Here is a 13729-nt window from a genome sequence, read left to right as displayed (position 1 = left end):
TATAATAGAATTCGTGGTTTCGTGTTACCAACCGGAGGGCTGTACGTGCGTCGCATCGAAGAAAAAACATAAAAAGAGCAAATATGGAACTACTGTTCGCTCATTTTAATGCATTAAACTGGTAAGATTATTAATATAATAAAAAATTAATAATTTACCCTTATGCTGGAGCACCGGGACAAAGACGATTACTGGGGCAGGTTCGCGGACACGTATGACGATACGCTCGAGGGCATGATCGGCAGGGATGTCCGCAGGAACCTGGCCGCCATTCTCGCAAGCGAGCATGATCCGGGCAATGCCGTCGAGTTCGGCTGCGGGACAGGATATTTCACCAGGGTTATCGCGGGGAATGCAAAGCATGTCCTCGCAACCGATATGTCCCCAGGGATGGTGGACGCCGCCCGATCGAACCTGCGTGACCTTCACAACGTCTCTTTTCAGGTGCAGGATAGCGAATCGCCTGGGCTGCCCTCGAGCACTTTCGACACAGCCCTGATGGCGAACATGCTACATACGCTCGACGACCCCGCCAGAGCGCTAAAAGAGTGCTTTCGGGTGCTGAAGCCCGGCGGCATGCTGCTCATCATCAACTATACGGAAGACGGCATGGGCCGCGTCCAGCGTACGCTCCTCTCCTTCCAGTTCCACCTGAGGTTCGGCTTTGCGCCTAAAAAAAGCTGGCCATTGACCTCGGAAAAATTACAGTCATTCCTGGGGCAGGCCCGGTTCCGGATCGAGCGGATGGACCTGGTTAGGAGCCGGCTCAACGCTTATTATGTCCGGGCGCGGAAGCCTCAATAGTAGATGTCCCGGGTCACGTAAAGCCCGAGCTCCTCGCGCTTTGCGATATGTTTTTTCGCCCGGTCCTTCTTCGCTACGGCCAGCTTTTCGAGTGCCTTAAGCCCTTCCTCGCTGATCTCCTTCGTCTCTATGGCGCCAGCCCCGGTGGCCTGCTGGAAAAAGTCGTGGCCCTTCTTCGTCCTGAGGAAGACAGTATTCCATCCGGGGTCCGAGCCCACGGAGCCCGCCGAGATATCCGCCCACTCCGACACGAGGTCCGGGCAGATGCGGTCGCCGTCCTGAATGTACCGGGACGCCTGCTTTAGCGGCACGATAATGCCCTTCTCCCCCTCCGTCCTGAACTTCCCGGAGGCACACCGCATGCGCACCACATCCTCCAGGGGCTCCTCGCCCAGGCCTTCTACAATGGCTTTCAGGCTCTCGGGATAAAAGTTCTCGAAACAAAAGATGCCGATGACGAGGGCCAGGCTCTCCACGATATCCCGTGCCCCGAACGGGTACAGCTGCATCTTGCGGACCGCCTCGATCTGGCAGGGCAGCCCCACATAGCCCACCTTACTCAGGGCCCTTTCCCTCGTCGCCTCCTTCAGCCGGTACAGGCTGGGGGACAGCGCGTAGACGCTCTTCGCCGACTGGAGGATCTCGTCCCGGGTCGTCGCCACGTACTGGGCGGGCACCCACTCCCTGCTCGATTTTTTCGTCAGCACCGCCCCGTCGATGAAGCCGGTCTCGAGGGCAAAACACAACAGTGCCGTCGTGGTCCCCCCGTCCTGGGCGATGTTACGGATCTCCTCGTCCGCAGACCGGGCGCTCAAGACTTCCTTATATTTCCCGAAACCCTGGTATGCCATGTCAATCCTCCATCAGCCTGTCCATCAGCTTCTCGATGGCCGCCGTAGGCAGGAAGCTACGGGGGCACTGCGCATAGCAGGCGCCACACTTCACGCACCGCTCGAACACGTTATTAGGCCGGCCTTCGACCATGGTGATGGCCCGGGTCGGGCAGGCCATCGCGCAGGCACCGCACCCGATGCACAGGCCGTTATCGACAATGTCCTTCCACAGGTCGCAGCCGCAGGCGAAGCCGCCCAGGCTGTATGACGAAAGGTACTTCAAGTAGTCCAGGTCCCCCTCCACGAACGCCCTTATCACGTTATACGCCATGCCTGGCCCGGGAGGAGAGCCCGGCACGGAGGCGTCCACCTTGACCAGGCGCTTTATCGGCGGAAAGGACTCGTGCTGGGGCTGGGGGAGCTGGCCTCCTCTAGAAAAATTATTGATAGTCGCTGTCGACGAGCACCCGCCCCAGGCCACCAGATAAGTGGCGTTCTCGCGCGCCTTTTTCAGCGTCTCCACAGCATCCTCCGATTGCAGGCAGGCGGCCCCGTCCACGAAGACGATATCGACCTTAGGTATATCGGTGGCGTCCTTGATAAGCGTCATGTACTCGATATCGACCATGTCCATCATGTCCAGCAGCCGCTCGAAGTTGTCCAGGAACGATATCTCGCAGCCGGAACAGGCGGCCAGGTGGACGTAGGCGAACTTCGGCTTGCTCATATGAACCTCTCCTCCACGACCCGGCCCTCGTGCATGACGATCATGTGGGTGGCGCAGGAAATGCAGGGGTCGTACGACCGCATGACCCACTGTGCCCACTTATAGTGGAATCCCTCCGTGGACTTCCCGATGGTCGATATGTTCCACATGGTCGCCGGCATGGCCTTATAATAGGTGATCCGGCCGTCCTCGACACGAGTAATATGGACATTCGTGCCCCTGGGCGCCTCGTTAACACCTATCCCCAGACGCCCAATGCCATAAGAAACAGGCCTGTTCAGAGTATGCGCCCGCGTATTCAGCTCCCGAAGGATCTCCAGCCCTCGCTCTATCCTGAGCGAGATCTCCGTCAGCCTCGCCCGGTTCAGGGCCATCGTCCCCTTCTCTCTCCAGCCCTTATACTTCCATAAACGGGCTACAGGGCCTACTTCCACGATCTTGCCACGGAGCAGGGGGATACGGGTGCAGGCCTCCACGCCGATCTCCTTCCCGTAATAGTTGGCAGGCAATAGCTCAGAATAATAGGGGAAATATTTCTCCTCGAACACATCTGACCGGCCATAGATGAGGTCCGTGGCCATCATGTCCACGTCGTTCACGCCCAGTCCCGGGGGAACGCCGGCGGCGCTGAACGCCTCCTCCATGAAGCGGCTCTGTGCCTCGTGATACTGCGTAAACTCCTCCAGCATCGCCGTGAGCTTATGCCTGGCCGCCTCGCTGATGTTCGTGTACATGCCGCCCACCCGGATGTACGGCGAGTGAATGGCCTCGCCGCCCACGACATTACAGATGTACTGGCCTATGCGGCGCATCTTCTGGATGCGGGCCAGCGCTTCCCTATATTTTTCGGGGTCCTTGACAAAATCCGGGAGTATGAGCACCTGCTGAAGCGGGTGATCGTGAAGATGGTTGCCGATGTTACAGAGCTCTCTCAGCAGCAGCCCGTGACGCGGAGGGCTCAGGCCGATGGAGCGCTCTACCGCCTCGGAGGACGCCGTCGCATGCGTCGGAGGGCACAGGCCGCAAAAACGGCTCGTGGCCACGGGCGCGAACTCCATTCCCCTGCCGACAAGAAATTTCTCGAAGCCTCTCACCGTGACCATGCTTAAAAAGTTCCCCTTCTTCACGATCCCTTCCTCGTCGACGTCCAGCACGAACTTGCCATGCCCCTCATTACGGGTCGTGGGCGCGATGACGACAGTCTCCCCCAAAAAGATCACCATGAAATGGACCACAGGCATGTTTATAATAATGACCTGACGATAAAAGGCCGGTACAAAAAATTGAAAAGATGTTATACGACTTTGACCTTCTTACTGAAGGCGCCTACCTCCTTACCGTTCACCAGCACCTTGCCGCTGATCGTATAATCGCCCGCGGTGGAGAACCCACTATACTCTTTTGGAATATCGACCGAGAACTGGGCCTTCTTCATCTCTCCTGGCTTAATGCCCAATCCCGTGAGCTTGAAGTCCTTCGTTCCCAGCGACACAGTGCCCAGCGCCGGCACGTTCCTCGACGCCGTGACCCGGATCGTGGCGTCGTTTATGACGGAGTTGCCCGTGTTCTTTAGCTCGATATATCCTTTCGCCGTGTCTCCCCGGTTATAGGTATCCTTGTCTGTGCCATAACCTACGACCTCAGAGCCGGCCGCTCCCGGAGGCAATGCGGTCGTCGTGGCACTGACGGCGACCGGGCCCGTCTGCGACACATTTACCGGGGCGGCGCCGGATGCTCCCTGCACGCCCGACACGATCATCATGGCGCCGGCCGCGATAAGCCCGAACGCCAGCATCAGCTTAAAAACGCTTCTCACCATTATACACCCCATGCCAGTATATGGCCGCGGCCTATTATTTATACCCGAAAAATAATGCCGTTTAAACACCATTTACCGGGCTCTTATCGCAGGGACATACTAATATATTATATGCCGGTCGCACGCCAAAAGAATAATATGGAAGAGCTTACTGTACGGTAACCTCTTTCTGGAAGCTGCCGATATTGTTGCCCCAGACGATGACCTCTATGGTGAACCGGTACTTGCCGGCCGTGGATACGCCCTCGTAGTCGCCGGGTATGGTGATGAGATATTCCGCCCTCTTCGTCTCACCGGGCTTGATGTTAAGGCCGGTCAGCGTCGTGGTCGGGCTCTGCACGTTCACGTAACCCACGATGGAGACATACCTTTCTACCTTGATGTTCAGCGTGGCCTCATCGATAGGTACTGTTCCCGTGTTCTTGATGACCATGTAGGCGATGGCCGTGTCACCTCGCTTGTACACGTCCTTATCGGTGCCGTAGCCCACAAGGCTGGAAGACTTTACGACTGGCTGGACGGCCGTCGGCAGGGGCGTAGCGCCCGATGGTGTTGCCGTTACCGTAACAGGCCCAGAGGGTATGATCGCATAGGGCGTGGGAGTCATCACGGGCTCCGGCGTCGGGGTCGGGGTCGGCGTGGGCACGCCGACGAGGGACGTGAACAATAAATAGGCCGCTCCCGCGACCGCGATGAGCACGACCAGCCCTACGACAACCAGGGCAGCCACGGTTAAGTAGTTCCTGTCCTCCGCCATGATATTCTATCCTTCTAGATATTCTTCGCTTAAATAATTTGCACTCCCTGGCCCACCCTCGTAATGAAGGACTCGCAGGAAATGCCGTGCTTGCCGAATTGCCCGATCATGGCCTTTTCGACATGTTTCGATCGTTCCCCGGGGCAGAGGGCGATCATCGTGGGCCCCGAGCCGCTGATGGCGACCCCGTATGCGCCCTGGCTTAGCGCCCCGGCCCTGACATCCTCATAGCCTTTTATGAGCGGAGACCGGTATTTTTCGTTGAATGAGCCCATCAGCGAGCGGCCGATCATCGCGGGGTCTTTAGAGGAGGCACCCGCCACCAGCATGCAGGCCTTGCCCACGTTCAGCACCATCTCCCTCAGGGGCACGCAGGCCGGAAGCAGCTCCCGGGCCGCCTTCGTGCTCACCTCTATGTCGGGCAGTATCGCGACCACGCTTACGTCCGGCATGGCCACGCTCTTCGCGTGGTCGCCGCACACGATAGTCAGGCCGCCCATGATACACGGGCCCACGTTGTCCGCGTGCGCCACGCCCGCGGCCGCCACTTCGCCCTTCGCCGCGATGGGGACCAGCCCCTCCCTGGTATAGCCCAGCGAAAAAAGCTCGTTAATGGCAAAAGCAGTACCGGCCGCCGGAGCAGCGCTGCTCCCCAGCCCCCCCGAAGGCCGGATGTTGCTGTGGATGGTGATCAGCACGTCCCTTCCCATGGCCTTCGCCACGAGGCCGGCAGTGTTCTTTTCCGGGTCGAGGGGTATGGACCCCGCGCCCTTGCCCACTATTCGTATCTCCAGGCGCTCCGCCGGCTCCACCTCGATGACGTCATAAGGCTCGTCCAGCGCCAGGCCGAGCACGTCGAACCCCGCCCCGAGGTTGGCCGAAGTCGCCGATGCCCTGACACGCACGCGTTCCATAGTACCACTATAGCCTGTCATTGATGAATAGGTCCATCAGCCGGTAGCCATCTTTTATAAAGAGTCCGTCCTTCATTGTTTTTTCGTCATAGGCTTCAGCAGGCTTACCCGTCCTCCCGGAGTCATATATTATGTATGGGACGGGGTCCCGGGCATGAGTCTTGATAGAAAGGGGGGTCGGGTGGTCAGGGCACACCATGAGGCGGAAATCGCCGAACTTACGCATGCCCTCAAGCATCGGGCCCACGACCTTACTGTCCAGGTCCTCGATGGCCTTTACCTTCTCCCTGACCATTCCCTCGTGCCCCGCCTCGTCAGGCGCCTCGACGTGGATGAAGACGAAGTCGTTCTTCTCGAGGGACTCCAGCGCATAGCGTGCCTTTGCACGATAATCGGTATCGAAATATCCCGTCGCTCCGGGCACCTCGATGACCTCGAGACCCGCCGAGACGCCGAGGCCCTTGATGAGGTCGACCGCCGATATCACGGAGCCCTTCAGGCCATACTTTTCCATGAATTTGGGCATGGCGGGGGCCCTCCCCTGGCCCCACGGCCAGATGGAGTTGGCCGGGTTTTTGCCTTCCCGAACACGTTTCTTGTTAATGGGATGTTCGCCGAGAAGCTCCCAGGACCTTTTGATCATCTCTATAAGCCGCTCATGTTCCGCGCCCCTCGGAAGGTGGCTTTCCACAGGCTCGCCGGTAAAATCGTGTGGGGCGTCACAGACAGCGCCGGCGCCCTTACCGTCCAGCACCATCAGATGGCGATAGCTTATACCAGGATAGAACCTGGTGCCGTTGCTTCCCATTTCCCGGTCGACGTACCTGATCAGCTCCGAGGCTTCCCCGGACGTGACGTGGCCCGCGCTATAGTCGGCGATCAGGCCGTCCCGGACCGTGATCAGGTTACAGCGGAAGGCGACGTCGTCCGGCCTCAGCTTTATGCCCATGCTCATGGCCTCCAGCGGGCCCCGGCCGTTATAGTATCTGGCCGGGTCGTACCCCAGGACGGCCAGGTTCGCCACGTCGCTGCCGGCCGGCAGGCTCTCGACGGTTGTCTGGCACAGGCCGTAGTGCCGGGCGTTCATAGCCATGAAATCCATATGGGGCTTCCTGGCGCTCATCAAAGGAGTATTATTATCCAGTTCTTCGACGGGGTAATCGGACATCCCGTCGCCGAGGATGACTGCGTACTTCATTCGGATCGACAGTTCAGAGTATAGTACTATATTGATATATTTAATGGTGGACCGTAGAGGATGTTAGTCAATTGTCGTATATTCGCTATTAGTATGGTGCAGGCATTTGGGGGCGGCGCATCGGGATGCCGGGCGAGCCCATGGCAAAAAATATAGCGGTGTAATGTGATATTATCTGTGCTTTTGGTCCCTGCGGAAGCCCATTTTATATAGGGGAAAGACCAAAAAAGATTTATTAGGGAAAGACCTAATGTTACTCCAATAATCCATAGGATATGGATTTATATCTGGCGATGTCTAGTTCGGCATATGTCGAAGATGCGGCATATGGGGCGATAAAACAAGACCGTTTTATCCGGGCCATGATATCCGCTTGCACAATAAACACAACCATGGGAGGTTGAATTAATGAAAAATATTACTAAGGCAGCATTAGCAGTACTCGTAATACTCTGCTTTATCGGCGCAATGGTGCCGGCTTCTGCCATCTATCCCACTGAGTTCGGCCTAAAGTACCCGGCCGCATACGATGGGAAGAAGGGCTCAGTGACCGGCAGAGTCACTACGTCGGTAAACGGTACTGTGGGCATCGGCAATGCTTATATTGCAATTGTGAATGCATCCAATGTATCACAGGAATACTTCAACACTACCTCTGATGCGTACGGTAACTACCAGATCACTGGTATCAACGCTACCTACAGCTCTAATACGCAGACTCCATCTCCGGCATTTCCAACTCTAGCCGCCGGTATGGCTGCATACAAGATGTATGCGTACAAGGAGCCGTACGGAGAAGGTTACTCTGCAGCTTTCGGTATTGACAGGGACCAGCAGTCCGCTTCGACCACGTCGGTCGTTATCTTTACCAAGCCCGCAAGGATCGAGCTGAAGGCCGAGAGAGGCCACGTCGTAGCTGATGGCATGGACAACATACAGATCTGCGCCTACATGTACGACGCACTGGGCAACCCGGTCGCTGACGGCTACAACATCAACTTCACCGTCGGTAACGCAACCAACAACACCTTCACGAGTGGATTCCCGTGGACTTGGAGCGCTGCGAATGGTAGCCTCGTGGCACCTGGCCAGGGCACCGCAATCGACCAGCCCACCAAGGACAACCTGGGCAAGGCTTGCGTACAGTTCGGCTGGGTAGATGAACTCTATGGCGGCAACAACTCCACCATCTGGGCTTACTACGCAGAGGACTCGAGCATCTTCGCCAACCTCAAGATCTACTTCGAGGCTCCGACCGGATCCTGGACCGGATACGTAGTTGACTCGTATGGCACCGGCTACGGTGGCATCCCCGTCACATTACACGTCATGGGCCAGTTCGGCAACGGCACCTACTACGAGATCTACAACATGACGAGGACGACCAGCAGCAGCCAGCCGTTCGTCGGCCTGTTCGTCTTTGACTACATCGTTCTCCAGGGCGCTATCCACGGCTACGTTGACGCCAGCGCTCAGCTGACTGACAACCTGACCATCTACGGCGCGAGCAACAACTACTCGATCAACAGGTCAAGGACCTCCATCGGCTCGATCGTCTTAAGGATCCCGCCGCCGGATGCGATCAAGGTCACCGCCGAGAAGGACACCATACTCGTTGGCGGCCAGTCTGACTGGATCATCGCACAGCTCTACTACAACGGCCAGAAGTACAAGAGGGCCAACATCCCCGTGACGTTCGAATCTGACAACGACACGGTCGCCACCCTGCCGAAGGTCAAGACCAACATCACCGACCTCAACGGCCAGGCCTGGATCCTGCTGACCTCCAACAACACTGTCGGTAAGGTCAACATCACCGGTACGGCAGCCATCATGTACGGCCACAACCTGAGCGACACGACCACGGTCCGCGTAGTCGGCTGGGGCACTGTGTCGGGCATCGTCACCGACATGAACAAGGTCGGTATCCCGAACGCTAACGTGACCCTGTGGAATGTCAAGTGGAACGAGACCCTCGGCAGATGGGAGAACACTGGCATAGTGGACATCCCCGAGAACCCGCAGCTCTCGAACGACGGCAGGACCGCAGCAGTCGGTATGTACACCTACTACAGAGTACCCTGGAACGTTTACAACGTAACGGGTGAGAAGGAAGGCCACATTTGGTATGCAGTGTTCGTTATGGGTCCCTTCCCGAGCGACCTCAAGGACTACCAGAACGCGACCTACGTCCCCGGCTCTGAGTATGGTACTGCGACCCACAACATCGCTATACCCGACTACTCGTACATCGCCCCGGTCAGCATAACGCCGACCCCGAGCGCGAGCGCTACGGCAACGGTTGCTCCGGCAACCCCCACCCCGACTCCGACCCCAGTCCCGACCCCGGGCTTTGAGACCCTGTTCGCGCTGGCCGGATTACTCGGTGTAGCCTACCTCGTCGCGAGGAAAGAGAACTAAGGATCTAGTAGACTAAGGGGATTAATTTCCCCTTAATCTCTTTTTATTTGTTCTCGTGGTAAAAATGTTAAAAATGGACTTTCGTTTATTCGTATTATTACTTATCATACCGTTATTTATTGCTATAATGCCGGTCTCTCATGCCGACGATGGATGTGGCGTGGTAACCGGTAAAGTGATCGGAAGAGACAACGTGCCGATCGCTAATGCCATTGTTGAGATACAGAACAACCTGAGCGAAGTTTTCAGCTCTACGGTCTCTGCAGCCGATGGCAGTTTCACCATTGATAAGATCCCCATATATGGCTTCGATGGCCGGAACAATTTCCGCCTTGTCGCCACCTACAACAGTAGCGGTAAATCTTATAAAGATAAGACAGAGTTCTTCTGGATCTACAAGAACCAGATCATAACTCACGACGTGCAGATCTATTATTATCCGCCGTCCAACTATGGCTGGCTCACCGGCAAGGTGGTCAACGTAAATGATTATAAAGAGTATGTATCGTCCACCGTTTACCTGAGTAACGGTATGTACGACTTTGTCTCATCCGAGCCTGGAGATAACTGGCAGTTCTACCTGCCCGCCGGAGATTACCAGGTCTGGGCCGAGCACAACGAGAACGGCAGGACATATTCCACCGGCAAGACCAGCGTTCATGTCAGGAGCGACGACACGTTCACTGCCGTACTATCCATATCGCTGGCCGGTAACGGCAGTACTTATCACGCAGCGCCTGCCGAAGGCGTTAATATCGTGCATGGCTATGTGAAGCAGAAGAATGGCGTGCCTCTCTACGGGGCGGTCGTCGAGCTTTGCAGGGTCGACGGCATCGCCTTCTGCCCGGTCATGTCCACGACGACGAACGCCGAGGGCAACTACGAGTTCAAGCGCGTTACCATAAGCTCCCCGATGGAAAACTTCGCGGTCAGGGTCACCTATAATTTCATGGGTAACGATACGACCACGGTATCCAACGCATTCTCGGTCTACTATCATAACATGATGAATGTATCGCACGACTATAGCGTTCCCGTCACCGTCGACTTCATCGACTCGGGCTCTATCGAAGTCATTTCAGACCCGGCGGGTGCCAACATATGGCTCGACGGCGCGTACACTGGCCGCACGACGCCCTTCAACATCACCGGCGTAAGGGCCGGCGAGCATTCGTGCAGCCTGCAGATGGACGGATACCTTCCCGAGAATGTTACGGTCACCGTGCACTCGGATGGCACTTCCCGGATCACTAAGATACTGAAGCCGAGTACAGGAGATGTTTATTTTAAGGTCAACCCCTCCGACGCTTCCATATACCTGAACGGCGAGCTGGTAGGGACGGGCTCGACGAATCTGACCAGGATCCAGTATGGCGTTTACTCATATACGGTCTCAAGGGACGGCTATAGGAACGTCACGGCCAGCATAGAGGTCATCCCGGGCGGCCACCTGGAAGTCCCGGTAGAGCTAGTCGCAATTCCCGGGCTCAGCCTGACGTACATCGGTTACCTGATAAACAGCATGCTCACGTATATCGCTAACATATTCGGGTAGAGGCTAACAATTATTATTAAAGCGCCCCATTCTTTTTTATGCTCTTGACTGTAGACGGCTCGGTAGGCGAAGGGGGAGGCCAGATATTGCGCACCGCCATCGCCCTTTCCGCCATCATGCAGAAGGCCGTCCGCATCGTCAACATACGCAAAAGCCGCCCCAGGCCAGGGCTGGGCATACAGCACGTAAAATCTATCGAGATCGCCCGCGATATGACGGACGCCTCCGTGGAAGGCCTGAGACACGGTTCTACCGAGGTTACTTTCCACCCCGGCCCCATCAAGCCGGGAAATTATACCATTAACATGGGGACTGCAGGAAGCATTACTCTCGCATTGCAAAGCATCCTGCCCATCGCCGCGTATGCGCCCGGGCCCGTCACGCTTGATATGACTGGCGGGACGGACGTAAAATGGGCCCCTCCATACGATTATTTCCATAGCGTCACCATGCCCGCCCTTGCCCGTTTCGGCTTTCATATTGAGTCTTCGCTCCTTGCCAGGGGCTTTTTCCCCGCCGGTAACGGCCATGTCATCGTGCGTACATCGCCTTCGGCGTTACAGGGCATCGACCTGACGGAGCCCTGCGGGATAGCGGTGGAGGGCGTATCCGCCTCATCCCACCTGCCGTCCCACGTCTGCGAGCGGCAGGCAAAAGCTGCTGTCGAATACCTTCGGTCCCAGGGATATGATGTCGGCGATATACAGCTCGATATACGGAACGATACCTCTCTGGGCTCCAGCATCACGCTTTATAAAGGGCTGGCAGGGGGAATCGCCCTGGGCGAACGAGGAAAGCCCGCTGAAAAAGTCGGGCGCGAGGCGGCATCGCAGCTGGCCGGCGCGCTGAAGTCGGGAGCGGCAGTGGACGCCCACCTGGCGGACCAGCTTATTATTTATATGGCGCTGTCGGAAGGCGAGTCCAGCATATCGGCCAGCCGGCTTACAGACCATACCGCTGCTGGCATACGAGTGGTAGAGCAGATGACCGGCAGAAAATTCGAGATAAAAAGGATAGACGAGAAGACGCTCATTCGATCTTCAGGTACTCGGGCGGAATAGGCCCTGACAGGCACACAGGCCCCGCGTCTAAGATCCTGATGCCGTTCTCTTTTGCCTTTCGAGCATCAATCGATATTATGACCGGATTCTCGGTCCGTATGCAGGCGACCTTAACTGCCTCCTCGATGGATTTGCTCAGGTGTACGTGGTGCTGGTTCACCGGCTTCAGCCCGATCTCCAGTATGCGGTCGGCCTCTTCCTCGCTCGTGCCGTAATAGAGCAGGTCATAGTCCGCCTCCGGGTAGTCGAGGTCCACTTTAATGGAGTGGCCGTATCTGGCCCGGACCCTTTCGCCGTCATGCTCATACCGGCCTTTCTCGTCCGTATCGAGCATGGCCTCGATGTGCTCCCGCCTTGCCCACGAGTATTTAGCGGCGATCGCCCTCTCCAGGTCGTCAATGTTCGCCCATCCGTGCTCATCGAGCTTTAGCCCGAGCTCCGCCGGGAAATGCCTCAATGCGCCGGATATGATCCTGCCAAGCTTTTCTGCCTTAAAGCCGGATAAAATGAACCTGCCCGGGCTGCCGCAATTACACTGGCTGCCGCGGAAATAACCGTGCCTTGGGCACTGCCTGATCTCCGAGATCTGTTCCCTGGCCTGCATATTTTCGACCTTCAACGAGCCCTGATGCCTCTGTGAATACTCAATTGCCCTATTGAGAAATAAACTTTGCCTTCGGCGCCGCTCGCATAGTTTTATATATGCGTGGCGTATCTATGATGGAAAACCGATTATTAAAGGAGAGGTTTAAATGGTCTTCGAATCGATCGAACAGGCTTTCAAGTACATCGTCGAGTGTTTTCGGATGGTGACGGAGGAGCCGGGGCTTCTGCTCCCCTCGTTCTGTTCCGTAGTGCTTGGAGCCTTCATCGGTATAGCGGTCTTTATCGCGGCAGTGCTCTCTAACGTCTTCACGAATAGCGGCCTGGGGCCGTTATTCATCGTCGTCCTATTCGGGGCGCTGCTGCTCAGCTTCATGGTGAACTATCTCTTCATGGCCGTGTCATCGTTCGCCATATACGAGCACGTGAAGTTCGGCCGCTCTTCGCTGCGTAAGGCCTTCGGCAGGGCGCTGTCCCGGTGGCACGTCATCCTGGGCCTGGCGGTCGTCGCCGTCGTCGTCTCGATGCTGGTCGGCTCGATGAAGAACTCCCGGAGGCAGAGGCGCGGCGCCATATACGGGCTCCTCGCGCCAATTTTAACGGTCGCCCTTGAGGAGGGCTGGAAGATCGCCAGCGCGCTCCTCATACCCGTGGCGGTCATCGGCAGCCTGGGCTTCGTGGACACGTTCAAGAAGGCGTTCGACATCGCCAGGAACAACCTGGTGCTCATAGGCGCGGGCGAGGCGGGCATCCGCATCCTGACAGGCCTGTTCGGCTTCTTCGGGGTCGTATTCTCCATACTCATCGCCATCGGCCTCTATGCGCTGCTCGGCGGGCTGAGCTGGATGCTCGGCGTCGCAGTCGCAGTCGTGTTCGCCTTCATGGCCATCTCCTTCGTGAACACGCTGAACATGTTCGTGCGCACGTCGTTCTACACGCTGGCTTACGCGTGGGCCGAGGAGCGCCTGGAGCACGGGTCGGCTACTATCGCAGCACCGACACCGCTCAAGAACGCCTTCGGCGTATAAACATTTAAA

Annotated in this window: 13 protein-coding genes; 5 read left to right on the top strand and 8 right to left on the bottom strand. The window is 57.0% G+C overall.

The window, feature by feature from the left end; all coding sequences use genetic code 11:
- Positions 1–162 precede the first annotated feature (162 nt).
- Positions 163–804: a class I SAM-dependent methyltransferase gene (locus MCP_RS12425; protein WP_012901201.1), complete on the top strand. Its 642-nt coding sequence runs from the start codon at positions 163–165 to the stop codon at positions 802–804.
- On the opposite strand, the gene MCP_RS12420 is transcribed toward MCP_RS12425, so the two are convergent.
- From MCP_RS12420 to MCP_RS12390, 7 genes are all read right to left on the bottom strand, one after another.
- A complete protein-coding gene (locus MCP_RS12420) occupies positions 798–1655 on the bottom strand; it encodes a Coenzyme F420 hydrogenase/dehydrogenase, beta subunit C-terminal domain (RefSeq protein WP_012901200.1) in 858 nt (285 codons plus the stop codon). The genes MCP_RS12425 and MCP_RS12420 overlap by 7 nt on opposite strands.
- A gap of 1 nt (position 1656) precedes the next feature.
- On the bottom strand, positions 1657–2364 hold the full coding sequence (frhG, locus tag MCP_RS12415) for a coenzyme F420 hydrogenase subunit gamma (protein WP_012901199.1): 708 nt from the start codon (positions 2362–2364) through the stop codon (positions 1657–1659).
- Positions 2361–3605: a coenzyme F420 hydrogenase subunit alpha gene (gene frhA / locus MCP_RS12410; RefSeq protein ID WP_231845082.1), complete on the bottom strand. Its 1245-nt coding sequence runs from the start codon at positions 3603–3605 to the stop codon at positions 2361–2363. The genes frhG and frhA overlap by 4 nt, the downstream gene beginning before the upstream one ends.
- Before the next feature lie 53 nt (positions 3606–3658).
- Positions 3659–4183: a hypothetical protein gene (locus tag MCP_RS12405; protein ID WP_128567208.1), complete on the bottom strand. Its 525-nt coding sequence runs from the start codon at positions 4181–4183 to the stop codon at positions 3659–3661.
- Between the two features lie 148 nt (positions 4184–4331).
- On the bottom strand, positions 4332–4940 hold the full coding sequence (locus MCP_RS12400) for a hypothetical protein (RefSeq protein ID WP_012901196.1): 609 nt from the start codon (positions 4938–4940) through the stop codon (positions 4332–4334).
- A 29-nt stretch (positions 4941–4969) separates the two neighbouring features.
- Positions 4970–5854 carry a homoserine kinase gene (locus MCP_RS12395; RefSeq protein ID WP_012901195.1) on the bottom strand — a complete coding sequence of 295 codons (885 nt, stop codon included), beginning with the start codon at positions 5852–5854 and terminating at the stop codon, positions 4970–4972.
- A 7-nt stretch (positions 5855–5861) separates the two neighbouring features.
- Positions 5862–7052 (bottom strand): cofactor-independent phosphoglycerate mutase, encoded by a 1191-nt coding sequence (locus tag MCP_RS12390; RefSeq protein WP_012901194.1) that lies wholly within the window; start codon positions 7050–7052, stop codon positions 5862–5864.
- A 408-nt stretch (positions 7053–7460) separates the two neighbouring features.
- Between MCP_RS12390 and MCP_RS12385 the strand changes: the two genes are divergently transcribed.
- The 3 genes from MCP_RS12385 (at position 7461) to rtcA (ending at position 12089) form a co-directional block, all read left to right on the top strand.
- Positions 7461–9473, top strand: a complete 2013-nt coding sequence (locus tag MCP_RS12385; RefSeq protein ID WP_012901193.1) for a PGF-CTERM sorting domain-containing protein — start codon at positions 7461–7463, stop codon at positions 9471–9473.
- Between the two features lie 127 nt (positions 9474–9600).
- Positions 9601–11028, top strand: a complete 1428-nt coding sequence (locus MCP_RS12380) for a carboxypeptidase regulatory-like domain-containing protein (protein WP_231845081.1) — start codon at positions 9601–9603, stop codon at positions 11026–11028.
- Positions 11029–11066: 38 nt separating this feature from the next.
- Positions 11067–12089 (top strand): RNA 3'-terminal phosphate cyclase, encoded by a 1023-nt coding sequence (rtcA, locus tag MCP_RS12375; protein ID WP_012901191.1) that lies wholly within the window; start codon positions 11067–11069, stop codon positions 12087–12089.
- Here the strand turns inward: rtcA and MCP_RS12370 are convergent.
- Positions 12058–12693 carry an RNA 2'-phosphotransferase gene (locus tag MCP_RS12370; RefSeq protein WP_012901190.1) on the bottom strand — a complete coding sequence of 212 codons (636 nt, stop codon included), beginning with the start codon at positions 12691–12693 and terminating at the stop codon, positions 12058–12060. The two genes, rtcA and MCP_RS12370, sit on opposite strands and share 32 nt — an antisense overlap.
- Before the next feature lie 148 nt (positions 12694–12841).
- On the opposite strand from MCP_RS12370, the gene MCP_RS12365 reads away from it, so the two are divergent.
- Positions 12842–13720 (top strand): DUF6159 family protein, encoded by an 879-nt coding sequence (locus MCP_RS12365; protein ID WP_012901189.1) that lies wholly within the window; start codon positions 12842–12844, stop codon positions 13718–13720.
- Positions 13721–13729: the final 9 nt, after the last annotated feature.

The sequence above is a fragment of the Methanocella paludicola SANAE genome (assembly GCF_000011005.1).
Lineage (GTDB): Archaea > Halobacteriota > Methanocellia > Methanocellales > Methanocellaceae > Methanocella > Methanocella paludicola.
Note: the sequence above shows the minus strand (reverse complement) of the source record. Positions and strands in the feature narration are given on the sequence as shown.